General features: G+C 58.0%; 25 protein-coding genes. 12 read left to right on the forward strand and 13 right to left on the reverse strand.

Going from position 1 to position 24,899, the window contains the following annotated elements:
* Positions 1-208: hypothetical protein (locus AN476_RS23220; RefSeq protein WP_054461136.1), on the reverse strand; the 208-nt coding region annotated here is incomplete at its 3' end.
* A 155-nt stretch (positions 209-363) separates the two neighbouring features.
* On the reverse strand, positions 364-819 hold the full coding sequence (locus AN476_RS09510; protein WP_054461439.1) for an Lrp/AsnC family transcriptional regulator: 456 nt from the start codon (positions 817-819) through the stop codon (positions 364-366).
* A 132-nt stretch (positions 820-951) separates the two neighbouring features.
* Here AN476_RS09510 and AN476_RS09515 point away from each other — a divergent pair, with 132 nt between their 5' ends.
* Positions 952-2,004: a Glu/Leu/Phe/Val dehydrogenase gene (locus AN476_RS09515; RefSeq protein WP_172684814.1), complete on the forward strand. Its 1,053-nt coding sequence runs from the start codon at positions 952-954 to the stop codon at positions 2,002-2,004.
* A 157-nt stretch (positions 2,005-2,161) separates the two neighbouring features.
* Here AN476_RS09515 and lon read toward each other — a convergent pair whose 3' ends face one another.
* The 4 genes from lon to tgt form a co-directional block, all read right to left on the reverse strand.
* Positions 2,162-4,576, reverse strand: coding sequence for an endopeptidase La (gene lon / locus AN476_RS09520; RefSeq protein WP_054461137.1), 2,415 nt, complete (start codon positions 4,574-4,576; stop codon positions 2,162-2,164).
* Between the two features lie 278 nt (positions 4,577-4,854).
* Entirely contained in the window at positions 4,855-5,007 is a 153-nt protein-coding gene (locus tag AN476_RS22860; protein WP_157063725.1) for a hypothetical protein, read from the reverse strand.
* A 168-nt stretch (positions 5,008-5,175) separates the two neighbouring features.
* Entirely contained in the window at positions 5,176-5,421 is a 246-nt protein-coding gene (locus AN476_RS09525; protein WP_054461138.1) for a RebB family R body protein, read from the reverse strand.
* 161 nt (positions 5,422-5,582) lie between these two features.
* Entirely contained in the window at positions 5,583-6,713 is a 1,131-nt protein-coding gene (tgt, locus tag AN476_RS09530) for a tRNA guanosine(34) transglycosylase Tgt (RefSeq protein WP_054461140.1), read from the reverse strand.
* A 184-nt stretch (positions 6,714-6,897) separates the two neighbouring features.
* Here tgt and AN476_RS09535 point away from each other — a divergent pair, with 184 nt between their 5' ends.
* Positions 6,898-7,788, forward strand: a complete 891-nt coding sequence (locus AN476_RS09535; RefSeq protein WP_009808833.1) for an SPFH domain-containing protein — start codon at positions 6,898-6,900, stop codon at positions 7,786-7,788.
* On the forward strand, positions 7,788-8,075 hold the full coding sequence (locus AN476_RS09540) for an NfeD family protein (protein ID WP_054461443.1): 288 nt from the start codon (positions 7,788-7,790) through the stop codon (positions 8,073-8,075). Before AN476_RS09535 ends, AN476_RS09540 begins: the two co-directional genes overlap by 1 nt.
* 209 nt (positions 8,076-8,284) lie before the next feature.
* Here AN476_RS09540 and AN476_RS09545 read toward each other — a convergent pair whose 3' ends face one another.
* Positions 8,285-8,758 carry an Lrp/AsnC family transcriptional regulator gene (locus tag AN476_RS09545; RefSeq protein ID WP_054461142.1) on the reverse strand — a complete coding sequence of 158 codons (474 nt, stop codon included), beginning with the start codon at positions 8,756-8,758 and terminating at the stop codon, positions 8,285-8,287.
* A gap of 112 nt (positions 8,759-8,870) precedes the next feature.
* Here AN476_RS09545 and AN476_RS09550 point away from each other — a divergent pair, with 112 nt between their 5' ends.
* The 5 genes from AN476_RS09550 to tpiA all read left to right on the forward strand — a co-directional run bounded on the left by AN476_RS09550 (position 8,871) and on the right by tpiA (position 13,243).
* The gene (locus tag AN476_RS09550) at positions 8,871-9,992 is read left to right on the forward strand and encodes a glycine cleavage T C-terminal barrel domain-containing protein (protein ID WP_054461147.1); all 1,122 of its coding nucleotides are present in this window, start codon (positions 8,871-8,873) and stop codon (positions 9,990-9,992) included.
* A gap of 198 nt (positions 9,993-10,190) precedes the next feature.
* Positions 10,191-10,553 (forward strand): SUF system Fe-S cluster assembly protein, encoded by a 363-nt coding sequence (locus AN476_RS09555; protein WP_054461149.1) that lies wholly within the window; start codon positions 10,191-10,193, stop codon positions 10,551-10,553.
* 116 nt (positions 10,554-10,669) lie between these two features.
* Positions 10,670-11,896, forward strand: coding sequence for a glycerophosphodiester phosphodiesterase family protein (locus AN476_RS09560; RefSeq protein ID WP_054461151.1), 1,227 nt, complete (start codon positions 10,670-10,672; stop codon positions 11,894-11,896).
* Between the two features lie 135 nt (positions 11,897-12,031).
* Positions 12,032-12,391, forward strand: a complete 360-nt coding sequence (locus AN476_RS09565; RefSeq protein WP_054461152.1) for an iron-sulfur cluster assembly accessory protein — start codon at positions 12,032-12,034, stop codon at positions 12,389-12,391.
* Positions 12,392-12,493: 102 nt separating this feature from the next.
* The gene (tpiA, locus tag AN476_RS09570; protein ID WP_054461153.1) at positions 12,494-13,243 is read left to right on the forward strand and encodes a triose-phosphate isomerase; all 750 of its coding nucleotides are present in this window, start codon (positions 12,494-12,496) and stop codon (positions 13,241-13,243) included.
* Positions 13,244-13,387: 144 nt separating this feature from the next.
* Here tpiA and AN476_RS09575 read toward each other — a convergent pair whose 3' ends face one another.
* From AN476_RS09575 to AN476_RS09595, 5 genes are all read right to left on the reverse strand, one after another.
* A complete protein-coding gene (locus AN476_RS09575) occupies positions 13,388-14,806 on the reverse strand; it encodes a TRAP transporter large permease (protein ID WP_054461154.1) in 1,419 nt (472 codons plus the stop codon).
* Positions 14,806-15,486 carry a TRAP transporter small permease gene (locus AN476_RS09580; protein WP_054461445.1) on the reverse strand — a complete coding sequence of 227 codons (681 nt, stop codon included), beginning with the start codon at positions 15,484-15,486 and terminating at the stop codon, positions 14,806-14,808. The genes AN476_RS09575 and AN476_RS09580 overlap by 1 nt, the downstream gene beginning before the upstream one ends.
* Positions 15,487-15,634: 148 nt before the next feature.
* Positions 15,635-16,636: a DctP family TRAP transporter solute-binding subunit gene (locus AN476_RS09585; protein ID WP_054461156.1), complete on the reverse strand. Its 1,002-nt coding sequence runs from the start codon at positions 16,634-16,636 to the stop codon at positions 15,635-15,637.
* A 388-nt stretch (positions 16,637-17,024) separates the two neighbouring features.
* The gene (locus AN476_RS09590; RefSeq protein WP_054461157.1) at positions 17,025-18,257 is read right to left on the reverse strand and encodes a sigma-54 dependent transcriptional regulator; all 1,233 of its coding nucleotides are present in this window, start codon (positions 18,255-18,257) and stop codon (positions 17,025-17,027) included.
* Positions 18,254-19,993 (reverse strand): ATP-binding protein, encoded by a 1,740-nt coding sequence (locus AN476_RS09595; protein ID WP_054461158.1) that lies wholly within the window; start codon positions 19,991-19,993, stop codon positions 18,254-18,256. The genes AN476_RS09590 and AN476_RS09595 overlap by 4 nt, the downstream gene beginning before the upstream one ends.
* A gap of 97 nt (positions 19,994-20,090) precedes the next feature.
* On the opposite strand from AN476_RS09595, the gene AN476_RS09600 reads away from it, so the two are divergent.
* Entirely contained in the window at positions 20,091-21,272 is a 1,182-nt protein-coding gene (locus AN476_RS09600; RefSeq protein WP_054461447.1) for a cytochrome P450, read from the forward strand.
* 221 nt (positions 21,273-21,493) lie between these two features.
* Here AN476_RS09600 and AN476_RS09605 read toward each other — a convergent pair whose 3' ends face one another.
* Positions 21,494-21,967 carry an Lrp/AsnC family transcriptional regulator gene (locus AN476_RS09605; protein WP_054461160.1) on the reverse strand — a complete coding sequence of 158 codons (474 nt, stop codon included), beginning with the start codon at positions 21,965-21,967 and terminating at the stop codon, positions 21,494-21,496.
* A gap of 146 nt (positions 21,968-22,113) precedes the next feature.
* Here AN476_RS09605 and cobA point away from each other — a divergent pair, with 146 nt between their 5' ends.
* From cobA to AN476_RS09620, 3 genes are read left to right on the forward strand one after another with little or no spacing between them, the layout of a single operon-like run.
* Positions 22,114-22,932 (forward strand): uroporphyrinogen-III C-methyltransferase, encoded by an 819-nt coding sequence (gene cobA, locus AN476_RS09610; RefSeq protein ID WP_054461162.1) that lies wholly within the window; start codon positions 22,114-22,116, stop codon positions 22,930-22,932.
* A complete protein-coding gene (locus tag AN476_RS09615) occupies positions 22,932-23,240 on the forward strand; it encodes a DUF2849 domain-containing protein (protein ID WP_054461164.1) in 309 nt (102 codons plus the stop codon). The genes cobA and AN476_RS09615 overlap by 1 nt, the downstream gene beginning before the upstream one ends.
* On the forward strand, positions 23,233-24,897 hold the full coding sequence (locus tag AN476_RS09620; RefSeq protein ID WP_054461165.1) for a nitrite/sulfite reductase: 1,665 nt from the start codon (positions 23,233-23,235) through the stop codon (positions 24,895-24,897). The genes AN476_RS09615 and AN476_RS09620 overlap by 8 nt, the downstream gene beginning before the upstream one ends.
* Positions 24,898-24,899 lie beyond the last annotated feature (2 nt).

Below are 24,899 nucleotides of genomic sequence, written 5' to 3' on the forward strand. Positions count from 1 at the left end.
CCGCCGCAAGCGCCTGAGGCGGGGTGACTTCTGCGGGTGAGAGATCCATGAGAGGGGTGTCCTTTGTTGCCTGCGCAAGAACACCACTTGGCAAGCGGTTCTCTGCTTCCGTCAAACGCGCTTTGGTTGCCGTCTTTGACGGCAGGGCCCTGCGCGGGGCTGACTTCTTTGCCGCGGGTTTGCGACCGGTGGTTTTACTGCTTGCCATGATGCGCCTCAATTTTCCAATTTTGCTTATTCATCATCCGCACTCAGGCTATGTCGCCCCTGACTGGAAAGCCAGCCACTTGGTTAACAAAAGGTTAATCTGTGACTTTTCCATAGCCGCGATGCCCCATTTTGCTTGGCTCTCGGGCCTGGGCGTCAGAACTGCGGCAAGGCGTTGCGGGCGATCATAGTGCGCAGGGTAAAGCTGGAACGGGTATTGCGAATTCCAGAAACCCGCATCAAGCGCTCCTCAAGAAAGCGGTCAAAATCCGTAAGGTCTTGGGCCACGACCCGCAGCAGAATATCGCGGGTGCCAGTCATCAGGTAGCATTCCATCACTTGGTCAAACTTGCTCACCGCTCGTTCAAAGGCCTGAAGTGCATCGGTGGATTGGTGTTCCAGCTCGACTGCCACAAAGATGGTAACCGGCAGGCCCAGCTTGGCCTGATCAATCCGGGCCGAGTACCCTTGGATGACCCCGGCTTCTTCCAGCATGGCAACCCGGCGCGCGCAGGGCGTGGGCGAGAGCCCTACCCGGTCTGACAGCTCAGCCATCTTGATCCGCCCTTCGGCCTGCAAGATAGCAACAATCCTGCGATCCACTGCATCCATGGTGATTTCCCTCATTTGTTTCGCAAAACTTAGGTGAAAACTCCAAAATTTGAAAGTTCGATATGCGAATTTGGCGAAAACCTTCATCTCTCTCGCGCTACCCTATCCCTTCATCCAGGAGGAGCCATCACGATGACAGTCACCGCCGTCGCATCCACGACCCATGAAGAAATCTACCGCGTAGAGGACCAGTCCTGCGGGCTTGTCGGCTATATTGCGCTGCATTCCACCCAGCTGGGTCCGGCGGCAGGTGGCTTGCGCATGCGACCCTATGACAGCGCAGAAGAAGCCCTGATTGACGTCAAGCGGTTGAGCGAGGGTATGACCTACAAAAACGCTGCAGCAGGACTGGCGCTTGGCGGCGGCAAGGCGGTGATCATCGGCGATCCTGCGACGCAAAAGACCCCTGAGCTGCTGCGCGCCTTTGCCCGCGCCATTCACAGCCTGCAGGGGCGGTACTACACCGCCGAAGACATGGGCATGAGCCCCGCAGACATGGCAGTCTTGGCCGAAGAGACCCCCTATGTTGCCGGTCTGGCGGATGGCGCGTTTGCCAGTGGCGACCCCTCCCCGATCACCGCCCGCGGCATTTTCAACGCCATCCGGACCGCCCAGGCCCATCAGAACGGCAGCAAGGACCTGGCTGGATTGACCGTCTCGGTGCAGGGACTTGGCCATGTTGGCTACTATCTTTGTGGCTACCTGCATGAGGCCGGAGCCAAACTGATCGTCACGGATGTCAACCAAGCACAGATCGACAAGGCCATCGCCGAGTTTGGCGCGTCCGCTGTCGCGCCGGATGCGATTTACGGGGTTGGAGCGGATATCTTTGCCCCCTGCGCTATTGGCGGCATCCTCAACGCCCAGACCATACCTCAGCTCAAGGTGTCAATTGTCTGTGGCGGCGCCAACAACCAGCTGGCGACCCCGGCCGATGGCCAGGCTCTGCACGATGCAGGCATCCTCTATGCGCCTGATTTTGTGGCCAATGGCGGCGGCATCATCAATGTGGCCACGGAAATCGAACAGATCACCAACCGGTCGAGCTATGTCACAGAAAAGCTCGAAGCCCTGGATGTGACCATGGCGAACATCCTCAAACAGGCCAAAGTGGAAGATCAAAGCCCCGATGCGGTGGCAATCAACACAGTTCTGGCCAAAATGGACAGGCAAAACGCCGCTTGATCCGGTTACACCCGACAATAAATCGAGCCCTTGGCAAAAGGGGCCAGAACGGAAAGAGTAAACTCGAAAAGAGTACTAAAAAGGGCGGCCCCTTGGGGTCGCCCTCTTTTTCTTGGGCAGGCGTCCCAAAGGCGCCGCCCCCCATCTGATCTCTGGCTTAATGCGCCGGACGAGCCGAGCTGCGGGCTTCGGTCTCCAGCGCCGCCTTGGCTGCTGCAGCTTCTTCTTCCGCCGCCTCGTCCCACTCGATGGCCTCGGGCTGGCTCACCAGCGCTTGCTCCAGAACTTCGGACACATGGCTCACCGGAATGATAGTAAGGCCTTCTTTCACGTTGTCCGGGATCTCGGGCAGGTCTTTGGCGTTTTCCTGTGGGATCAGCACGGTCTTGATGCCACCACGCAGAGCCGCCAACAGCTTCTCCTTTAGGCCCCCAATCGCCAGCGCATTGCCACGCAGGGTGACTTCACCGGTCATGGCGATATCCTTGCGCACGGGGATCTGCGTCAGCACCGACACGATGGAAGTCACCATGGCCAGACCCGCCGAGGGACCATCCTTGGGGGTGGCGCCTTCGGGCACGTGGACGTGGATATCCCATTTGTCGAACTTGGGTGGCTTCACCCCGATCTTGGGCGAGATTGAGCGCACATAGGAGGACGCCGCCTCGATGCTTTCCTTCATCACATCGCCCAGCTTGCCGGTGGTTTTCATCCGGCCTTTGCCCGGCAGGCGCAGCGCCTCGATCGACAACAGCTCACCACCGACCGAAGTATAGGCCAACCCGGTGACAACACCGACCTGATCTTCCTTTTCAGCCAGACCATAGCGATATTTGGCCACGCCCAGGAATTCATCCAGATTGTCCGAGGTCACAGAGACGCTCTTGGTTTCCTTTTTGACAATCTTGGTCAGCGACTTACGCGCCACCTTGGCGATTTCTCGCTCCAGATTCCGCACGCCTGCCTCGCGGGTGTAGACGCGGATGATATCCTTCAACGCGTCATCGCTCATCTCGAACTCCTTGGCTTTCAAGCCATGGTTCTTGACCTGCTTTGACACCAGGTGCTGCTTGGCGATCTCGCGCTTTTCGTCCTCGGTGTAGCCAGACAGCGGGATGATCTCCATCCGGTCCAGCAGTGGCCCAGGCATGTTATAGCTGTTCGAGGTGGTCAGGAACATCACGTTGGAGAGGTCATATTCGACCTCCATGTAGTGATCCACAAAGGTGGAGTTCTGTTCCGGATCAAGCACTTCCAGCATCGCAGACGCCGGATCGCCCCGGAAATCCTGGCCCATCTTGTCAATTTCATCCAGCAAGATCAGCGGATTGGTGGTCTTGGCCTTTTTCAGCGCCTGAATGATCTTACCCGGCATCGAGCCGATATAGGTCCGACGGTGACCGCGGATTTCGCTCTCGTCACGCACCCCGCCCAGGGAGATACGGATGAACTCGCGGCCTGTTGCCTTGGCCACAGATTTGCCAAGCGAAGTTTTACCCACACCGGGAGGGCCAACGAGGCAGAGGATCGGACCTTTGAGCTTGGCCGAGCGCTGCTGCACCGCAAGGTATTCAACGATGCGCTCTTTGACCTTTTCCAGACCATAGTGATCAGCGTCCAGGATTTCCTGCGCCTTGCCCAGGTCCTTTTTGACACGCGATTTCACGCCCCATGGAATGCCCAACATCCAGTCAAGGTAGTTGCGCACGACAGTGGCCTCGGCCGACATAGGCGACATATTCTTGAGCTTCTTCAGCTCGGCGTCGGCCTTTTCACGGGCTTCTTTCGACAGTTTGATGGCAGCAATTTTCTCTTCCAGCTCGGCGATTTCGCCGGCGCCTTCTTCGCCATCGCCCAGCTCCTTCTGAATGGCCTTCATCTGCTCATTCAGATAGTATTCGCGCTGGGTCTTCTCCATCTGCGATTTGACCCGGGTCTTGATCTTTTTCTCGACCTGCAGCACGGACATTTCGCCCTGCATCAGCCCATAGACCTTTTCCAGTCGTTCCGAAATCGACAGTGTTTCCAGCAGTTCCTGCTTGCGATCGACTTCGATGCCGAGATGACCGGCAACCAGATCCGCCAGCTTGGCGGGTTCAGCAGTTTCACCAACCGCCGACAGCGCCTCTTCGGGGACATTCTTGCGGACCTTGGCATAGCGCTCAAACTCATCGCCCACAGTGCGTACCAGCGCCTCAATGGTGGTGGCATCGCCAGGGATTTCGGTCAGATACTCTGCGCTGGCCTCAAAATAATCCTCATTCTCGAGGAAATTGGTAATCTTGACCCGTGCGTGACCTTCGACCAGCACCTTTACGGTGCCATCGGGGAGCTTCAGCAGCTGCAGCACATTGGCCAAAACGCCTGTGGGATAGATGCCATCGGTCTGTGGCTCGTCCTCTGCCGGATCAATCTGGCTGGACAGCAGAATCTGCTTGTCATCCGCCATCACCTCTTCGAGGGCGCGCACAGATTTTTCCCGGCCCACAAACAGCGGCACGATCATATGTGGAAAGACCACAATATCGCGCAGCGGCAGTACAGGATAGGAAGAATTAAGCGGCTCGGTCATACTCGGTCCTTTACTTGGCAAGAGCCCCCGGTCCCGACATTCGGCAACCTCTGGTGCTCTCCTCTTTGGAAGTCTTTATCTGGTACGACGGTTAACATATTTCAACCGCCGCACCGCAAAGTTGGGGGACACCTTGCCCTCAGCACTCCCGGACCACAAGAGCACTTTTGTCAAATGCGCCGCAAATCCGGATAGGTCACAAAACCGCTGTTGGCTGTGCTCTGTTCCGGATAAAAATCTAGGCGCCCACCCCCCGTCCACAGGACCAAAGAGCTCCGCTACTGCGCCGCTTCGCTCTGCAGATGGGAAAGTTCCGCAAATTCTGTCTGTTGCGAGGACTTTGCATCCCAAAACCCAATAAATGCCACGCCAAGCCCCAGTACGACAAAGAAGGCCACATGGGCGGCACTCGCTGATACAGTGTTTTTCATAACTCATCTCCAATCAACAGTTAACTGAGACACAGCAGAGCCTCAGTTTGCGGCAGAACCGGGGCTCAAACGGGTCACCGGGCTGGAGAACAGCTCAAATGCAGCTCAAATTCGTTTCATTTGCTCTCAACCGCTTGGACTTCAAAAGGGGCCCAAAACAGCCTATCGCTAACGCGGCCCGACAAAACCAACCCGACTTGGAACGCTTGTCTGGTCGATCCCCTGCGTGGTGGCAGCTTGACCGATACGATTCTGCTGGTCTTGCGCATTCTCCGAAGCTTCGAATGCCGAACCGCCCTCGGCCCTAGCCGACCCCGCAATCAGGCCACCAAAGGTCAAAGCCACTGCCAAAAGCAAACTGCCACCTGCCCTTTGGCCGCGCCCTCTTAGCGCTGGATTGTTCAGACATTCCATTGCCTATCTCCCCGGAAAAAAACCTGTGATTGAAATCGATACACAGAGTGTTCCCGCAGAAAGAGGCAGAAATAAGAGCTGTACCCGAGCACGGCCTTATTTTTTACGCATGGTTTTAGTTAAGCTCGACGATCTCAGGCGCCCCAATACCCTGCGACCGTTTACAGGGGATCTATATCGCCACGGGCGCGCTGATCATGGAAAGCCTTTTGCCAGGCCTCGAAGGTGCCCGCCGCGATGGCATCGCGCATGCCCTGCATGATCTCCTGGAAATAGTGCAGATTGTGCCATGTCAGCAGCATGCCCGAGATCATTTCGTTGCTGCGGAACACATGATGCAGATAGGCGCGGCTGTATTTTGAACAGGCCGGGCAGCTGCAGTTTTCATCCAGGGGGCGTGGATCATCCGCGTGGCGGGCGTTCTTGATGTTGACCACACCATGACGGGTGAAAGCCTGCCCGGTACGACCCGAACGGGAAGGCAGCACACAGTCCATCATGTCGATACCCCGCGCCACCGCGCCGACGATATCATCGGGTTTGCCAACCCCCATCAAATAGCGCGGCTTGTCCTGCGGCAGCATATCGGGGGCATAGTCGAGGCACTCAAACATCGCCTCCTGCCCCTCGCCCACCGCCAGGCCGCCTACCGCATAGCCATCAAAGCCAATCTGCTTCAGCGCCTCGGCGCTTTCTTCGCGCAGATCCTGCTCCAGTCCGCCTTGCACAATGCCGAAAAGTGCATGCCCCGGGCGATCTCCAAAGGCCTCTTTCGAGCGTTCCGCCCAGCGCATCGACAGGCGCATGCTTTCGGCAATGCGATCACGGGTCGCGGGCAGCGCGGGACATTCATCAAAACACATCACGATGTCAGAACCCAACAGCCGCTGGATCTCCATCGAGCGTTCCGGGGTCAGCTCGTGTTTGGAACCGTCAATATGGGACTTAAAAGTGACGCCCTTCTCCGTAAGCTTGCGCAGCCCTGCCAGGGACATCACCTGAAACCCGCCAGAGTCGGTCAGGATAGGGCGCTCCCAGTTCATGAACTTATGCAGCCCCCCCAGGCGGTCAATCCGCTCTGCCGTAGGGCGCAGCATCAAATGGTAGGTATTGCCCAGCAGAATATCAGCGCCGGTCTCGCGCACGCTTTCGGGCATCATCGCCTTGACCGTGGCAGCGGTGCCAACAGGCATAAAAGCCGGGGTGCGGATGTCGCCGCGTGGAGTTGAAATGACCCCAGTGCGGGCCTTGCCATCCTGGGCTTTGAGATCAAAGGTGATTTTCGGCGCCATTTTACTCTCCTTTGACTACAGAACCCGGCGCATTTGCCTGATTGCGGCGCGTTTGACAAGCCTCAAGCCATCTTGCCAGCCTGCCACGGGCAGCCCATACATAACATAAGCCCTATTCTTGAAGTCACGCCAGCGTGACCCCATATGTATGCAATAGTACACAGTAATTTATTCGGAGGACCCGATGAACGAAGACTTCCTCATTGGACTAATTTCGCAAAACGCCATCTATCTGCTGGGGGCGATCTTCCTGATCGTCATCATCTTCAAGGGCGTCCACATCGTTCCGCAGTCTGAAAAATATGTGGTGGAACGCTTTGGCCGCCTGCATGCGGTATTGGGGCCTGGGATCAACTTTATCGTACCGCTGTTGGATAGCATTGCCCACAGGATCTCAATTCTGGAGCGTCAGCTGCCAAGCGCCAGCCAGGATGCCATCACCAAGGATAACGTGCTGGTGCAGATCGACACCTCGGTCTTCTACCGCATCACCGAGCCAGAAAAGACTGTCTACCGCATCCGCGACGTGGATGCCGCCATTGCCACCACTGTGGCAGGCATCGTGCGGGCAGAAATCGGCAAGATGGATCTGGACGAGGTGCAATCAAACCGCGCCCAACTGATCGGCCAGATCCAGGAAAGCGTCGAAGATGCCGTCGATGACTGGGGCATCGAAGTCACCCGTGCCGAAATCCTGGATGTGAACCTCGATCAAGCCACCCGCGACGCCATGTTGCAGCAGCTGAATGCCGAACGCGCCCGCCGTGCTCAGGTGACCGAGGCCGAGGGCAGCAAACGCGCGGTTGAATTGTCTGCCGATGCTGAGCTTTACGCTGCCGAACAGATCGCCAAGGCCCGCCGCATTCAGGCCGACGCCGAGGCCTATGCCACCGAGGTGGTTGCCAAGGCGATCCGCGAAAACGGTATTGAGGCGGCGCAGTATCAGGTTGCCCTGAAACAGGTCGAGGCGCTGAATGCGCTTGGCAATGGTGAGGGCAAACAGACCATCGTGTTGCCTGCACACGCGATTGAGGCCTTTGGCGATGCCTTCAAACTGCTGAAAGGTGGCAAATGATGGAACAGATCACCGTCTATTGGGAGCTCTGGTGGGTCTGGTGCGCCGCCGCGCTGGTGCTCGCCATCCTTGAGGTCCTCGCGCCGGGCTTTGTCTTTCTCGGCTTTGCCCTGGGCGCCCTGGCCTGCGGTATCCTGCTTGCAGTGCTGGGCAGTGGCGCCCTGGCCCTGCCCGCCTTGATCTTCCTCTTTGCCGCTCTGTCGCTGATCTCCTGGCTGCTGATGCGCCGTTATTTTGCGCTGCCGACTGGTCAGGTGAAGACCTTTGACACGGATATCAACGACTAAAGCCTCATCAAAGATGTCTACACGGCCCCTTTGGTAACTCTCTCCAACCACAGCTGGTCGGTCACGTTGGAGAGAGCAGTCCTTCTTTGAGGGGTCACCTACGTCCCGACAACCTACCTAGGGTCTAGCCTGCAGTGGCCGATCGCAGCGAGCCCAAATTTGGCCGACTTCTGTGATCCGACGGTTCTGGCTTCTGCACTTCACTGTGATCAACTCTGGTGTCTAAGAACGTCACAGGGAATCGCGGGGTCGTTTTTGTAGATCTCGGAAACGAAATGCGTCGTGTATCGGACTATGTTTTCGTCGCCGTCAAACAGTCGGTCGCAGACCTCTTGATACTCGACCATATTTTGGAAGTTCCCGATAAGCACCGCGTCCAACTCACCTGTTACACCATACGCATACGCAATGGCAGGTTCCGCCTCAACGCGCTTGGAGAACGCTGCTCTATTCGCGAGATTGTAATCTTTGGTCGTGGTTGTGATGATTGCCTGCAGGCCGCGCCCTAATTTAGCACTATCCACGAGATAGATGTTTTTGGTCAGGATGCCCGCGTTTTGAAGGTCACGAACCCGTCGCAAACACGTTGACGGCGTCGAATTGACTACTTCAGCCAATTCCGCGTTTGTTATGTCTCCGCACCTTTGCAACGCCTCAATGATGCGAATGTTAAGTGAGTCCATAGAGAGCCTGCAATATTATGCCATTTTTCTGGTATCTTTGACCACATCATGCACGGAAAACCTATAGCTACTATGGAAAAATTCTACGGCTGAACCGAACTGGAGAGATTACATGGCGTTCGAAATAGGCATTGGCCCAAACAACCGAAAATCCGTCTATTTTGACGCGACCGTTGCTGATGGTGTGGCGTGCTTCTCTATTTATAATCATATGCTTATCCCGGCTCATTTTGGAAACCCACAAGCTGAGTATGATAGCCTGATGAACGGCGTCACGATGTGGGACGTCGCAGCCCAGCGCCAGGTGGAGGTTTCTGGGCCAGATGCCGCGCGGCTTATTCAATATTTGACCACTCGCGACATTAGTAAGACCAAAACTGGCCAAGGACGCTACGTTCCGATCTGCAATCACCAAGGCCAGCTGATCAATGATCCGGTTTTGTTGAAGCTCGCGGCTGACAGGTATTGGCTCTCAATAGCGGACAGCGATATAGAGCTGTGGGCAAGCGCCATTGCAGCTGAGCGCAATTGGGATGTGCAGGTGTTTGAACCGGACGTTTCTCCGCTCGCAATCCAAGGCCCATTGGCCAAAGAGCTGGTTGCGGATCTCTTTGGCGATTGGGTCCAAGAGCTGACGTATTTTGGCTTCAAGCAAACTGAACTGCAGGGAATCCCGCTTGTGCTAGCGCGGTCTGGCTGGTCCAAGCAAGGCGGCTATGAGTTGTATCTGCAAGACGGTACGCGTGGCGTTGAACTGTGGAACATAGTTAAGGCAAAAGGGTCTGCCTACGGAATTCGCCCCGGCGCGCCCAACGATCTAGAGCGTATCGAAAGCGGGTTGGTTTCATACGGAGCCGATGGGCGTTTGCAAGCGAACCCCTGTAATCCGTTCGAAATATCTTTGGGCAAGTTGGTTGATTTTGACAAAGCAGATGACTTCGCCGGGAAAGCAGCCCTTCAGAAAATCAAGACAGACGGCGCGAAGCGCAGGCGTGTTGGCTTTGTTATCTCTGGCGCGCCGGTCCCTGCCTGCCAGAACTCTCTGGACGTGCAAACCGCAAGCGGGAATACTGTGGGTACCCTAAGCGAATTTGTATTTTCCTACCGGTTTTCAAAGAACATCGGTGTTGGAATGATCGCGATGGACATCGGGAATGATGCCACAGATTTGGTAATTCAATTGAACGGGGAAACCCGTCAAATTTCGGTTGAGCCGTTGCCCTTTTCTTTTTAGCTAACGGCATAGGAAGCGACCATTCGAACTGGTGCAGCGAATTCAATTAAAGCCCGCAGAGCCGCCATTGTTGCTCTGCCAGCACAGGGGTCCGTTTCGAGAACCTCCAGCTCCAACAGTCGGCTTTCTTTCGCTCCCTCTGGACCTCGCTCCACAGTTTCCCTATATAAACAGTCGGATTAACTGTCAGGGACCGACATGACCAACGCTTCCGAACCGCTCGAAGGCACGCCGCTGATTGCGCCGTCTTCTGTTGAACACCCGCTTTTCGATCAGATCGTTGCGGCCTGCCGTTCTGTCTATGACCCTGAAATTCCGGTCAATATCTACGAGCTCGGTCTGATCTACACCATCGACATCACGGATGAAAATGACGTGCAGATCATCATGACCCTCACCGCGCCCGGCTGCCCCGTTGCCGGTGAAATGCCGGGCTGGATCGTCGATGCGGTCTCGCCTGTGGCAGGCGTCAAATCCGTTGACGTCGAAATCACCTGGGAGCCGCCCTGGGGCATGGAGATGATGTCGGACGAGGCCCGTCTTGAGCTGGGCTTTATGTAAGTTCACGCTGCGCACAACGGCCATCAGAGGTCACAAAAGCTTCACCGGATCGCGGCAAAGGTTTTACCTTTCGCCGCGATTTCTCTTTTGAAAATCAACTTCTTTGGAGACTTCCCTTGCGCAACCTCATTGCCCTTACGCTGACCGCCGTCACCCTGGCGCCTGCCGCCTCGGCGCTTGACACTCCCCCCGCAGATGCCAGCCTCAGCTATGGTCCGCGCCCGGCCTATCTGATCAGCCTGCTTCCCGAGGGTGATTTGAAATCCAAACTGCAGTCCTGCGCCGCACAGACACCTGTCCGCAGCAGCTTCTCCATCGGCCACCGCGGCGCGCCGCTTATGTTTCCCGAGCATACCGTGCAATCCAATGTCGCCGCCGCACAGATGGGCGCTGGCATTCTGGAATGCGATGTGACCTTCACCAAGGATCTGGAACTGATCTGCCGCCACGCGCAAAACGATCTTCACACCACCACCAATATCCTGACCACCGATCTGGCCGAGACCTGCATTACGCCGTTCTCTCCGGCCAAGGGCGACAGCCCTGCCACAGCTGAATGCCGCAGCTCGGACATCACCCTGGCGGAGTTCCGCAGCCTGACGCCCAAGATGGACAGCTTTGACAAAAGCGCGGCCACCGCAGCGGCCTCACAGGGCGGCGTCGCGTCCTGGCGCAGCACCCAGTACGCAGATGGCGCCACCGCCATGACCCATGCCGAAAGCATCGCCCTGTTCAAATCGCTCGGCGCAAAATTCACCCCCGAGCTCAAGTCCCCAGCCGTCGAGATGCCCTTTAACGGATTCTCCATGGAGGACTACGCGCAAAAGCTGATCAATGAGTACAAATCCGCCGGCATCCCTGCATCGGATGTCTGGGCCCAGAGCTTTGATCTCGAAGTGGTGAAATACTGGATCGAGAATGAGCCCGCGTTTGGCGCTCAGGCGGTCTATCTGGATGGTCGCTACAATGGCGAGACGCCCCTCGACCCCAGCAACCCCGATAGCTTCAGCCCAAGCATGCAGGAGCTGGCTGATATGGGCGTGAACTATATCGCGCCGCCGATGTGGTTCCTGGTCACGCTTGAAGATGGCAAAATGGTGCCCTCGGCCTATGCCAAGGAAGCCAAGGCGGCCGGACTGAAGCTGATCACCTGGACCCTGGAGCGCTCAGGCCCCCTGACCACGGGTGGCGGCTGGTATTTCCAGAGCGTGCAGCCCGCTGTCAGCAATGCCTCCAGCTACTACGAGATCCTCGATGTTCTGGCACAGGACGTCAAAATCGAAGGTATCTTCTCAGACTGGCCCGCCACCGTGACCTATTATGCAAATTGCATGGGGCTTTAAGGTCCTCGCAAGCCATAAGAGCTAGGATTTTGACGGGCCACATCATCCCCCTGTGGCCCGTTTTGCCGTTCAGCCCTCTTGAGCCCGCGCCCCTGCGCGCCTAGATAGGGTGTAACGCGCGCATTGGAGACACTTATGTTCGGCATTCCCGGCAAACAGGCTGTGACAATCACCCCGAAGGCTGCGGCCCAGATCACCAAGCTGATGACCAGCGGTGGCCACGCAGGCCTGCGCATCGGCGTCAAAAAGGGCGGCTGTGCCGGCATGGAGTATACCATGGAATATGTCGACGAGCCGGACCAGAACGACGAGGTCGTCGAACAGGATGGTGCCAGGGTTCTGATCGCTCCCATGGCACAGATGTTCCTCTTTGGCACCGAAATCGACTATGAGACATCTCTGTTGGAGAGCGGCTTTAAGTTCAACAACCCAAATGTCTCTGAGGCCTGTGGCTGTGGCGAATCCATCAGCTTCAAGGATGTGCCAAGCCTCTAACCCCCAGGCACCTCGTCCCCTGCAGCCGACCGACCTTTGCCCGATTGCCTCCCCCTGCCCCCAGTGCTACCACGGGGCCAGATTTTGAGCAGGGAGCATAAGATGCGGCAGAAATTGGCAGCGGGCAATTGGAAGATGAACGGCACTGGCTCGGATCTGGCAGAGCTCGCAGAGCTGATCCAAAGCCAGGGCACCGCAACATCAGAGCTGATGATCTGCCCTCCCGCCACACTGTTGTCTCGCGCGGCAGACCTGGCCCAGAACAGCGCCCTCACCATTGGCGCACAGGACTGCCACAGCGAACAGGCAGGCGCCCATACCGGTGACATCTCTGCTGCTATGTTGAAAGAGGCCGGCGCCACGGCCGTCATTCTGGGCCATTCCGAACGCCGCGCGGACCACAGTGAGAGCAGCAATACCGTCGCCGCCAAGACCCAGACAGCCTGGGCCCATGGCCTCACCGCCTTGGTCTGCCTGGGCGAAACCCTGGATGAGCGCGAGGCGGGCGACACCTTAAAGGTTGTTGGGGACCAGCTCGCAGCCTCACTGCCCGAGGGAGCAACCGGCGCAAATACCGTCCTCGCCTATGAACCGGTCTGGGCAATCGGCACCGGCAAGATCCCCAGCCTGGCCCAAATCGCCGAGGTGCATGACTTTCTGCGAGCTGAGCTAACCACAAGATTTGGCCCCCAAATGGCCGAAGCCACCCGCTTGCTCTATGGTGGCTCCGTCAAACCCGGCAATGCCGCCGAGATCTTTGCGACCTCCAATGTCGATGGGGCCCTGGTCGGCGGCGCCAGCCTCAAGGCAGCAGATTTCTCCCCTATCATCGCCGCCCTCGACGCGAGCTGACCCTCTCTTTTCATTTGGCCCCAAATATCCCGGGGGAGCGCCCTTGGGGCGCGGGGGCAGAGCCCCCTCCCTGCCCGCCGAACAAAAACGCCCCGGATCTCTCCGGGGCGTTTTTATCTGTCTCACTCAAGCCTCAGCAGCCTGCTAGTTGGTGATAATCTCCGGCCCCATCAGAGCATTGGGGATCAAGGTACTCAGGGACGGAATATAGGTGACCATGATCAGGAAGACAAAGAGCACAGCGAGGAAGGGCAAGGCTGCCCGGACCACTGACATCATCGGCATACCTGCCACCCCGGAGGTGACAAAGAGGTTGAGCCCCACTGGCGGCGTGATCATGCCAATTTCCATGTTAACCACCATGATGATGCCCAGATGGATCGGATCGATCCCCAGCTCGATGGCGATGGGGAAGACCAGCGGTGCCACGATCACCAGCAATCCTGATGGCTCCATGAACTGGCCACCAATCAGCAGGATCACATTGACCACAATCAGGAACATCACCGGGCCAAAACCCGCCGAAAGCATGGCATTGGCGATATGTTGCGGCACCTGTTCATCCGTCAGCACATGCTTCAGGATCAGGGCATTGGCGATCACGAACATCAGCGTCACCGTCAGCTTGCCAGCATCAAACAGCGCCTTCTTGGTGTCCTTGTGCCCCCAGACCGTCAGCAAGGCCATGGGCGCCTGAAACACCGAACGCCGTGGCGCCTGATCTGTCTCGGCCAGGGGTCCCATATCGCGATAGACAAAGGTGGCGACAAAGAAGGCATAAACTGATGCCACCGCGGCCGCTTCTGTTGGGGTAAAGATCGCGTCTTCCTTGTAGAGCCCCAGTTCAGCGGAATACCAGGGGTAGCCATAGATGCCGACCATGATGATCACGATCAGGAACAGCCCCCAAAAGGCCTCACGGAAGGAGGCGCCAACCTCGCCCCAACCGGCCCAATTGCCCTTTGGCATGTTCTTGATGCGGGCAATCACATAGATGGTCACCATCAACATCAGACCTGCCAGCAGGCCCGGAATAATCCCCGCCAGGAACATCCGCCCAACAGATACATCCACCGAGGCGGCATAGACCACCATGACGATTGAGGGCGGGATCAAAATGCCAAGTGTCCCTGCATTGCAGATCACCCCGGCGGCAAACTCCTTGGTATAGCCCGCTTGGCGCATCGCTGCGATCACGATCGACCCAATGGCCACAACCGTGGCAGGCGAAGAGCCGGAGAGCGCGGCAAACATCATACAGGCAAAGACACCGGCAATGGCCAGACCACCTTGGAAATGGCCGACGCAGGCGATGGAAAAGCGAATGATCCGCTGCGCCACACCGCCCGTGGACATAAAGGTTGAGGCCAGGATGAAGAACGGAATGGCCAGCAAGGTGAAATGGCCTTCAAAGGCTTCGAACAAAGTGCCCGCAACTGAGGCCAGTGAGCTGTCGGAATAGATCAGCAGAAACAATACCGAGCTGAGGCCGAGCGAAATGGCAATTGGCACCCCGATCAGCATCAGGCCAATCACCATGGCAAAGAGGAAAATTACGTCCATTAGTTTTCTCCCTCGGTCGCGCGGGCCCGGGCTTCGTCCATTTCGTCTTCGACCTCATGGCTGGCGACCAGCCGATCTGCATCCCCGCGCAGCACTTGCAACGCGGCCTGAGCAAAGCGGACCACCAGCAATAGCATCGACAGCGGCAGCACCACATAGGGCACCACTTTTGGCAGTTTCTCATAGGAATCGCCGTAGTTGATCAGATCTTCCAGAAACCGAAACATCCCAATCATCGGCACATCCTGCACCTCATAAAAGCTCTGGCTGCGCGCCTTCATATCAAAACCGGTGGGGAACCAACGCCCCGAGGTCGGCGGCAGATCGGCAAAGACCGCCCAATAGTCATAGGCCCCCTTAAGCAGCAGCAGCGAAAACAACAGGCAAGCTCCGGCTGCAATCAGCGCCACAACTTTGCGTGGACCTGGGCTCAGAATGTTGACAATGGCATCCACGCCCAGATGGGTATGGGTCTTGACCGCATAGGCCGCGCCCAAAAGCACCAGCCAAGCAAACAGGAAAACGGTCAGCTCCAGCGCCCATAGAATGTTGGAGTTAAAGGCAAAACGCGCGATCACATTGGCAAATGTAATCAACGTCATCAGCCCCAGAAGCAACGCAATCAGCGTCTCTTCCAATGTGTTGATAAACCCGGACAGGCCGGTTCTTGCCCCCGACATAGTCATCACCCCGATAATGTTGAGAAAGAGTAGGATCAGGCGGCGGATCCCCACGCCGCCTGAAGGTCCGGTGAGTCCCGGTCCCTGGGGACCACCTCTCCGGATGCGGCCCGCCAATTGGGCGGGGCCGCGTGTTAGATCCAATCAATCAGTGATTGGCATTGATCGCTTGCGCGGCGTCAATCTTGTCCTGACCTACGTCACCAGCAAACTGCTCCCAGACGGGCTTCATGGTATCAACCCAGGCCTGACGCTGTTCGGCATCCAAGCTGCGCACTTCACCGCCGGCCGCGATGATGGCGTCCTTGGCTTCATTGTTGACCTGCGTGGACTCGGCGTTGCGGGTCTGGGTCACTTCGCCCAGGATCTGCAGGAACTGCTCACGCACTGGCGCATCCAGGCTTTCCAGCCAATCAACATTGGTCACAACCAGATAGTCAATGATGCCGTGGTTGGTTTCAGTGACACCGTCCTGAACTTCAAAGAACTTCTTGCCGTAGATGTTGGACCAGGTGTTTTCCTGACCATCAACAACACCCTGCTGCAGCGCGCCGTAGACTTCCGAGAAGGCCATCTTCTGAGGGCTGCCACCAATGGCTTCCATCTGGGCCACCAGCACATCCGAGGACTGCACGCGGAACTTCAGACCATTGGCATCCGATGGTGCGACCAGCGGAACATTGGCCGACATCTGCTTCATGCCATTGTGCCAATAGGCCAGGCCCTGCAGACCGCGGCGCTGCATGCTGTCGAGCAATGCCTGGCCATCCTCAGAGGCCTGGAACGCGTCAACCGCATCAATGTTTTTGAACATGAAGGGCAGATCAAAGAGACGGAATTCTTTGGTGAACTTTTCGAACTTTGACAGCGACGGTGCTGCCAGCTGAACGTCCCCCTGCAACATGGCTTCCAGTACCTTGTTGTCATTGTAGAGAGTCGAGTTTGGATAGACTTCCAGGCACATGGTGCCGTTCATCTCGTCATTGATGCGCTGTTCCAGCAGGGAGGCCGCAATCCCCTTTGGGTGCTTGTCCGTGTTGGTCACATGGCTGAACTTGACAACGATCTCACCGTCATCACAGGCCGCGCTTGCGGCACCTGCGGTTACTGTCAGGGCCATCGCGGTGGCTGCGGCAGTTACAAATTTCATATTCTGTCCTCCCAGAAGAAAATCCTGAACCCCGCCCAAACGGGGCTTCCCCCTCAGGATTGCCAGTTGCGAGACTTTGCTCAAGAAGTGATTATAATTTGTTAGAAACTTCGATGGTTTGCATATTTTTCAACCAGTTGCTTGAAACCCAATCTGGTCGCCCCCATGTGAGTGTTGCCGTTTGTGCGAAATTTCGCACAGGGTTTTCCGAGGTTGTGCGGATTTTCGCACAACTTCGGCTGGTGAACCATTCGCAAGGAATCGCCCTTCGCCGCCACACCTTTGGCAAGTGTTCAGCAGCCGCCCACATAGCAAGACAGCTCCACCAATAGGACAGCCGAAATCAGATTTGGATGTGGGCCAGTTTAGCCAATGCGGTTTGCCCCAGTTAGGGGCGGCGATAGTCCTCGGGACGGATCCCATAGCGGGCCAGTTTGTCGTAAAAGGTCTTGCGCGGCAGTTTCAGTGCTTCAGCCGCGGCGGCAGCCCGGCCATTCTGACGGCCCAATGCGGCAATCAGCAAAGAGCGCTCCACCTGAGCCATCTGCTCGGCCAGCCCCAGCTCCGTCGCGCCGCTGACCTCATCTGGCATCCCTAGCACAAAACGCATAGCTGCCGACATCAAGGATCGCGCATTGCCGGGCCAATCCTGGGCCATCAGCGTCGCCAGATACTCCTGGCTGATCTGCGGAGCCTCAATCCCGGCCTGCTCAGCCGCCTGCGCCACATAGAGCCGGAACAAGACGGGGATATCGCCGGGGCGTTCCGCCAGCGACGGAATGCGCACGCGCATGCCTTCCAGCCGGTAGTAGAGATCCGCGCCAAAACTGCCCGCCGCCACCAGGGCAGCCAAATCGGCTGTACTGCCCGCGATCAGCCGCGTCTCGCCGCTCTGTTCGATATAGTCCAGCACCGCATATTGCAGCGCCTCTGACAGGCCCGAAATTTCATCCAGAAAAAGAGAGCCCCCGGCTGCCTGCTGGCAAAGCTCCTGCAGATCCGCCGGGCTCAGCCCTGCCGATGGCGATTTGACAAAGGGCCCCTGCGCCCGCGGCGACATTAGATGGATGACCTCTGCCACTTTGGAAATTCCGCTGCCCGCTGGCCCTGCCACCAGCACCTCGGCCAAGGTCGGGGAAACGGCCCGCACCCTTGAACGCAGCTCGTCCGATTGGGGGGAGGTGCCAAACAGCATACGCGCCGCCGGGTCGCCCTCTTCCAGCTGCTGTTTGAAATCGCGGTTTTCCAGCACCAGATTCCGGGTCTTGAGCGCCCGCTGCAACGCCGCCAGCAGGTCCGCCGTGACGCAGGGTTTTTCCAGAAATCCAAAAGCACCGCGCGACATCGCCTTGACTGCCATGGGAATATCGCCCTCGCCGGTCAGCAGGATCACTGGCAGGTCCTCGTCAATGCTCTGCACATAGTCCAGCAGGTGAAACCCGTCCCTGCCTGGCATGCGAATATCCGACAGGATCACCCCATCAAACTCTTCGGTGATCAGATCCTTTGCCGCGACAAAAGAGCCTGCCGTTATCGGCTCCAGATCATTCAGCTCCAGCGTTTGGGCCAGGGCTTCGCGCAGGGCGGCATCGTCATCGACGACCAAAACCTTTCGAGTCATGGCGCGGCATCCTCTATCCAGCGATCAAGCTCAACCGTAAACTCTGCTCCGCGCAGACCATTCTTACCACTGATATTGCCGCCAAAGCTCTGCAACAGCCCGTATGAAATCGACAGCCCCAGCCCCATGCCCTCAGAACTGCTCACCACTTTGGTCGAATAGAAGGGATCAAACATCTTTTCCGGCTCCTTGATGCCTGGCCCAATATCCGCCACCACAACAGCCAGCCGTGTTCCAGCCTCCAGAGTCATGGTAATCGCACGATCCTCTTGCCCCAGCATCGCATCGGCTGCATTATTGATAAGATTGACAAAAACCTGGGTGAGCCGCACTTCACCGCCCCAGGCATAGATCGGGCCGGCTTCCGCAGGAGGGGTCCAGCTCAGCGTCACATCATCCGTCTCCAGACGCGACGCGGTCAGCTCTACAGCGGTATTGACGACCTGCACCAGATCCACCCGCGCCATGGGTTCATTTTCATTGCGCGAAAAGGCCCGCAGGTTTTTGATGATCCGTGCCATACGGGCCGACATGCTGGAAATGCGCGTCAGGTTTTCCCCTACTCGATCAATCTGACCACGCTGCAAAAAAGCATCGCCGTTTTCCGCAAATTGCTGGATCGCCATCAGCGGCTGGTTCAGCTCGTGACTGATCCCGGCCGACATCTGCCCCAGTGCCGAAAGTTTACCAGCCTGCACCAGTTCTTCCTGCGCCTTTTTCAAGGCCGCCTCGGCCTCTTCACGCTCGCTGACTTCGCGGCGCAGCTGGCTGTTGGTAGATTGCAGCGCCCGGGTGCGGGTTTCCACCCGGCTCTCCAGAACCGCATTGGCCTCGGCCAGGCTGCGGCGGCGTTCCATGGTCAGGAACAAAAAGATGCCAAAGGCCAGGCAGAGAGCCCCCAAAGCTGCCGCCTGCAACAGGGCCAACCGGCGGGCCGGCGCCACATCCACCAGAATTTGCCCCTTCAAGCCGATGACTGGTAGGGCCACTGACAGGTGCAGAGCCCGATGTGGAAGATAGGCATTGCCTGAGAGCTTCCAAATCTCATAGCCACCAACCCTCGACACCGAGTAATCCAAACGTGCGCCCTTTACTTCAGGCAAGGCCACCCTGACATTGCGAGGCCGCCAGAACAGCAGCTCTGGCCGGTTGGAGATAAACACCTCCCCCTCGTCATTGGTGAAAAACACCGCAGGCAGCGAGCCACGCCATGTCTGTTCCACGTCTTCGACATCGGCGACCACAACAAGCACACCGGACACCCCGGCCTGCGAGGTAAAACTGGGGGCCGCATAGAAATAGGCGCGGCGCCCATTCTCGGTCAGTACATTCGAGCCAACGCCCAAAGCCCCCTGCATGGCCCGGCGAAAATAGTCAGCCTGCGAAACGTCGCCGCCCGTCACCCCAGCAGCGGCAGCAAGTACCCTTCCCTCAGGATCGGCATAAAAAACGTCCAGAGCCGAGGTCTTATCGGCAATGCCGCGCAGCACCTGATGGGCCGCCTCACGACCGCCTGGGGTATCCAGCTGATCCAGCACCGGATGATCCGCCATCAGTACCGCCAGTTCCTGATAAATCTGCAGCTGGGTGCTGACCCGGTCCGAGGCCAGCGCCAGATCCGCATCACTACGCTTTGCCAGAGAATCAAGCGCCTGTCGGTAGCCATAGATCCAGGTCGCACCGACTATTAAGGACACTGCAAGCGCAAACCCCAGCAGTAACAGCCATCGTTGCATCACGTTTCGGCTCTCTCTCGATCTGTATTTTTTAGCAGTCTAACAAGACTGCCCTTGCAAAGACCAGCCATGACGGCAAAGTCGCCGCATGACTCAGATGAAATCAGTGCAGCAATCGCCGACAGATCCCGCCTTTGTGCAGGATCCCTACCCGTTTTACCAAAAGGCCCGTGCCCAGGCCGGACTGAACTATTGGCAGGACTACGGCATGCCTGCCGCCTTTCGCCGGGCCGCCGTGCATGCCATCCTACGCGATCGCCGTTTTGGCCGCGAAATCCCGGCTGAACTGGCGCAGCCCGCACCAGCCCATCTTGCCCCCTTTCTCGCAGTTGAGGCCCATTCCATGCTGGAGGCCGAACCACCCCGCCATACCCGGCTGCGCCGTCTGGTGATGCGCGCCTTCACCTCGCGCCAGATTGCCGCACAGCGTGAGGATCTCCAGTATCTTTGTCATGATCTGATCGATGCCTTCCCAGATCAGCCCTTTGACCTTCTCGCCGCCTATTGCACCCAGATCCCGGTGATCACCATCTGTCGCCTGCTCGGCGTGCCCAGTGATATGGCCCCACAGCTGTTGCGCTGGTCCCATGACATGGTGGCTATGTATCAGGCGCGCAAAACCCACGAAACGGAGCTTGCCGCCGCCAAGGCCTCTGCCGAGTTTGCCCATTTTCTGCGCGCCTATATCACCAAGCGCCGGTCAGATCCGCGCGATGATCTGCTCACCCATCTCATCACCGCCGAAGAAGAGGGCGACAAGCTCAGCGCCGACGAACTCATCGGCACCTGTATTCTCTTGCTCAACGCCGGCCACGAGGCCACGGTCCATGCCTTGGGAAATGGCGTCAAAACTCTGCTGCAACAGGGATGGCAACCGGACTGGCTGGCACCGGCGGGAATCGAACAACTGGTCGAAGAAATACTGCGCTTTGATCCGCCTTTGCATATGTTCACCCGCTACGCCTATGAGGAGGCCGAGGTCATGGGCCATAGCTTCCAGCGGGGCGATCAGGTGGCGCTGCTGCTCGCCTCGGCCAATCGTGACCCAGCAGCCGAAGAGGCCCCGGAGGTGTTCGACCCAACCCGCCCGGCACGCACCAATATGAGCTTTGGTGGCGGGTTACATTTCTGCGTCGGCGCTCCGCTCGCACGCATGGAGATGCAGATTGCCCTGCCGATCCTGTTTGACCGCTGCCCGGATCTCGCGCTGGCCGCCCCCCCAGACTACAGCAACAGCTACCATTTCCACGGGCTCACCCATCTGATGGTCACCCGCTAGGCCTGCCGCTTCGCGAGTCAAGGAGGGCCAAAGGTCCCCGTGCCCCGCACGGCTTGTCCTTGACGCGCTAAACAGGTCAAACTGGATATGGCGTCGTCAGGGGCAGATCTGCCCCTGACGCGCTTCTCAGCAGATTGACAAGACATCCCATTTCACTGCCGCCCGCGTTCTGCGTCGCCGCGCCACAAACTGAAATAGGCGCGCGGTAGCGCTCCTTTGACCTAAGCCCCGCTCTCCAGGGGGAGCATGGTGGTGGATTTGATCTCCTCCATGGACAAAAGCGCCGTGACATTATGCACCTTAACCTCCGAAATCAGCGCCTGATAAAAGACATCATAGGCCCGGGCGTTCTGCACCCGCACCTTGAGGATATAGTCGATATCCCCCGCCAGACGATGCGCCTCCTGCACCTCGGGGCGGTCGCGCAGCGCTTTTAGAAACCGCGCCTGCCAATCCGCCTCGTGCTCCGAGGTGCGGATCAGCACAAAGAAACAGGCCTCAAAACCCAGAGCCTCGGCATCCAGCACCACCGTTTGCTGGCCAATGATCCCGGCCTCGCGCAATTTGCGGATCCGATTCCACACCGGGGTCTTCGAACTGCCCACTTGGCGGGCAATTTCATCCAACGATTGCCCCGCATCGCGTTGCAGCTCCGCCAGAATTTTCCGGTCGGTGGCATCGATCCGCACTGTCATTCTCATATTCCCTCTGTTTCAGGACCAATCTATCCGACCTACGGACAGAATGGAACAAACAACCTTATTTACCCCAGCATATGGCGTAATGGCGGGAATATTTCCTATATCTATCCCTAAGTCAAACACCAGCAATGAGGCCAGACATGACCGGTCCCGTCACACATACCGCAAAAGCCACCGCTCACATCCGCAGCGGCATGTGTTGCCTTGTCAAAGGTCAGGTTGCCTTCGCCGGCTCTGGTCCGGGCGATCCCGACCTTTTGACCGTAAAAGTTGCCCGTGCCTTGCAGGAGGCCGAGGTCATTCTCTTTGATCGTCTGGTGAGCGCCGAAATCCTCGCTCTGGCAGGCAAACAGGCCCTGCTCGAAGATGTTGGCAAAGAGGGCTTTGGCCCCTCGATGAGCCAGACTGAGATCTGCGCCCGCATGGTGGCCCATGCGCAGGCCGGCAAAAAGGTTCTGCGGCTGAAGTCCGGCGACCCCACCATTTTTGGTCGACTGGACGAGGAACTCACTGCCTGCGAGGAAGCCGGTGTGACCTATCAGATCATGCCCGGCATCACGGCCGCCTCGGCTGCCGTCGCTGGCATTGGTCAGAGCCTCACCCAGCGCGGACGCAATTCATCAGTGCGCTTTCTCACCGGCCACGACATGAAAGGCTTTGCCGATCAGGACTGGACCGCCCTGGCTCGCCCCGGTGAGGTCGCCGCCATCTACATGGGCAAAAAATCAGCGCGTTTTGTGCAGGGCCGCCTGATCATGCACGGGGCGCTGCGCTCCACACCTGTGACCCTGGTGGAAAACGCCTCGCGCCCCAATCAGCGTATTCTGGAGACCACTCTGGACCGCCTGCCCACAGATCTTGCCGAGGCCGGTTTTGACGGCCCGGCCCTAACCTTTCTTGGACTCGCCCCGCGTCAAAGCATGGCCGCCCTCACAGACCTGAACATGGAGCTTGCATAATGGCCCGCGCCTTTACGCCCAAAGTCATCACCGCCAATGACCTGCTGGAAGGTGATGTGATCTATTTCACTGCAGAAGACACCTGGACGCGCGAATTGTCCGAAGCAGAGCTCATTACCGACGAAGCCGTCGCACCGCTGCGCCTGCTGGATGCAGAAAAGCAGAACATTAAAATTGTAGGAGCCTATCTGGCCGATGCCCAGGCTGGCCCCAACGGACCGGAACCAACCCACTTCCGCGAGGATTTCCGTCGCAAGGGTCCATCGAACTATAGCCACGGCAAACAGGAGGCCTTCGCCAATGTATAAGTACAACGCCTTTGACGAAGCCTTTCTGGCTGAACGCAACGCCCAGTTCCGGGCCCAGGTAGAGCGCCGCATCGACGGCTCCCTCACCGAGGACGAGTTCAAGCCCCTGCGCCTGATGAATGGCGTCTATCTGCAGCTGCACGCCTATATGCTGCGGGTGGCGATCCCCTATGGCACCCTGAATTCAGCCCAGATGCGCCAGTTGGCGCTGCTGGCTGAAAAATGGGACAAGGGCTATGGCCATTTCACCACCCGTCAGAACATCCAGTACAACTGGCCCAAACTGCCCGACATCCCCGATATGCTGGATGCCCTGGGTGAGGTTGGCCTGCATGCGATCCAGACCTCGGGCAATACCATCCGCAACACCACTGCGGATCACTTTGCCGGTGCCGCCGCCGATGAGCTCACTGATCCCCGCCCCTATGCGGAACTCATTCGCCAGTGGTCCACTGACCACCCCGAATTCCAGTTCCTGGGCCGCAAGTTCAAGATCGGTATCACCGGCAGCCCCAATGACCGCGCTGTGGTCAAGGCCCATGACGTGGGTCTGCGCATGGTGGAAAAAGACGGCGAGATCGGTTTTGAAGTCATCGTTGGTGGCGGCCTTGGCCGTACGCCAATGGTGGGCAAGGTCATTCGTGACTTCCTGCCGCAGCCGGATCTGCTGCCCTACCTTGAATCCGTACTCAGCGTTTACAACGTGCTGGGCCGTCGCGATAACAAATACAAGGCCCGCATCAAGATCACCGTTCAGGAGAACGGTATCGACAAGATCCGCGAGCTGGTCGAGGCCCGCTTTGAAGAGCGCCGCCACGAGTTTGACGGCACCGATCAGGCCCTGCTGGCCGAAATCAAAACCCATTTTGCCGCGCCTCAGTTCCGTTCGGGTGACACCAGCGCCTTTGACGCGACCTACAGCGCCGATCCGGTGTTCCGTGCCTGGGCCGACACCAATCTGGCCGCGCACCGCCAGGCAGACCACGCCATTGTCACCGTCTCGATCAAGGCCCATGGCCAGACACCGGGTGATGCCAGCGGCGGGCAGATGCGCGTCCTCGCGGATCTGGCCGAAGAATTCGGCTATGACGAGCTGCGCATCAGCCACCAGCAGAATGTGATCCTCCCGCATGTTCACAAATCGGACCTGCCCGCGGTTCATGCCCGTCTCAAAGATCACGGCTTGGCCACTGCCAATGTGGGCCTGATCTCGGATATCATCGCCTGCCCTGGCATGGATTACTGCGCCCTGGCCACTGCGCGCTCGATCCCCGTCGCTCAGGAGATCGCCACCCGTTTTGACGATCTAAAGCTGGAGCATGACATTGGTCATCTGCAGATCAAGATCTCGGGCTGTATCAATGCCTGTGGCCATCACCACGTGGCGCACATCGGCATTCTGGGGCTGGACCGCGCCGGGGTGGAGAACTACCAGATCACCCTGGGCGGCGACGCCACCGAGACCGCTGCCATCGGCAAACGCACCGGTCCCGGCTTTGCCTATGACGAGATCGTCCCGGCGGTAGAGCGCCTGGTCGAGACCTATCTTGCGATCCGGACCAGCGAAGAGGAAACCTTCCTGGAAACCTATCGCCGCCTTGGCATGGAGCCCTTCAAGACCGCGCTCTACCCCGAGGCTCAGAAAAAGGTAGCATAGCC

The organism is Phaeobacter sp. 11ANDIMAR09, from assembly GCF_001294455.1.
Lineage (GTDB): Bacteria > Pseudomonadota > Alphaproteobacteria > Rhodobacterales > Rhodobacteraceae > Pseudophaeobacter.

Coding starts and splice junctions, on each gene's coding strand:
- AN476_RS09575 (WP_054461154.1), bottom strand. CDS start 14,806: ATGGACGTAATTTTCCTCTTTGCCATGGTGATTGGCCTGATGCTGATC.
- AN476_RS09545 (WP_054461142.1), bottom strand. CDS start 8,758: ATGGACTCACTTAACATTCGCATCATTGAGGCGTTGCAAAGGTGCGGA.
- AN476_RS09620 (WP_054461165.1), top strand. CDS start 23,233: ATGTATAAGTACAACGCCTTTGACGAAGCCTTTCTGGCTGAACGCAAC.
- tgt (WP_054461140.1), bottom strand. CDS start 6,713: ATGGCGCCGAAAATCACCTTTGATCTCAAAGCCCAGGATGGCAAGGCC.
- AN476_RS09595 (WP_054461158.1), bottom strand. CDS start 19,993: ATGCAACGATGGCTGTTACTGCTGGGGTTTGCGCTTGCAGTGTCCTTA.
- cobA (WP_054461162.1), top strand. CDS start 22,114: ATGACCGGTCCCGTCACACATACCGCAAAAGCCACCGCTCACATCCGC.
- AN476_RS09535 (WP_009808833.1), top strand. CDS start 6,898: ATGAACGAAGACTTCCTCATTGGACTAATTTCGCAAAACGCCATCTAT.
- AN476_RS09615 (WP_054461164.1), top strand. CDS start 22,932: ATGGCCCGCGCCTTTACGCCCAAAGTCATCACCGCCAATGACCTGCTG.
- AN476_RS09555 (WP_054461149.1), top strand. CDS start 10,191: ATGACCAACGCTTCCGAACCGCTCGAAGGCACGCCGCTGATTGCGCCG.
- AN476_RS09540 (WP_054461443.1), top strand. CDS start 7,788: ATGGAACAGATCACCGTCTATTGGGAGCTCTGGTGGGTCTGGTGCGCC.
- AN476_RS09590 (WP_054461157.1), bottom strand. CDS start 18,257: ATGACTCGAAAGGTTTTGGTCGTCGATGACGATGCCGCCCTGCGCGAA.
- AN476_RS09515 (WP_172684814.1), top strand. CDS start 952: ATGACAGTCACCGCCGTCGCATCCACGACCCATGAAGAAATCTACCGC.
- AN476_RS22860 (WP_157063725.1), bottom strand. CDS start 5,007: ATGAAAAACACTGTATCAGCGAGTGCCGCCCATGTGGCCTTCTTTGTC.
- AN476_RS09510 (WP_054461439.1), bottom strand. CDS start 819: ATGGATGCAGTGGATCGCAGGATTGTTGCTATCTTGCAGGCCGAAGGG.
- AN476_RS09565 (WP_054461152.1), top strand. CDS start 12,032: ATGTTCGGCATTCCCGGCAAACAGGCTGTGACAATCACCCCGAAGGCT.
- AN476_RS09605 (WP_054461160.1), bottom strand. CDS start 21,967: ATGACAGTGCGGATCGATGCCACCGACCGGAAAATTCTGGCGGAGCTG.
- lon (WP_054461137.1), bottom strand. CDS start 4,576: ATGACCGAGCCGCTTAATTCTTCCTATCCTGTACTGCCGCTGCGCGAT.
- tpiA (WP_054461153.1), top strand. CDS start 12,494: ATGCGGCAGAAATTGGCAGCGGGCAATTGGAAGATGAACGGCACTGGC.
- AN476_RS09585 (WP_054461156.1), bottom strand. CDS start 16,636: ATGAAATTTGTAACTGCCGCAGCCACCGCGATGGCCCTGACAGTAACC.
- AN476_RS09600 (WP_054461447.1), top strand. CDS start 20,091: ATGAAATCAGTGCAGCAATCGCCGACAGATCCCGCCTTTGTGCAGGAT.
- AN476_RS09550 (WP_054461147.1), top strand. CDS start 8,871: ATGGCGTTCGAAATAGGCATTGGCCCAAACAACCGAAAATCCGTCTAT.
- AN476_RS09580 (WP_054461445.1), bottom strand. CDS start 15,486: ATGTCGGGGGCAAGAACCGGCCTGTCCGGGTTTATCAACACATTGGAA.
- AN476_RS09525 (WP_054461138.1), bottom strand. CDS start 5,421: ATGGAATGTCTGAACAATCCAGCGCTAAGAGGGCGCGGCCAAAGGGCA.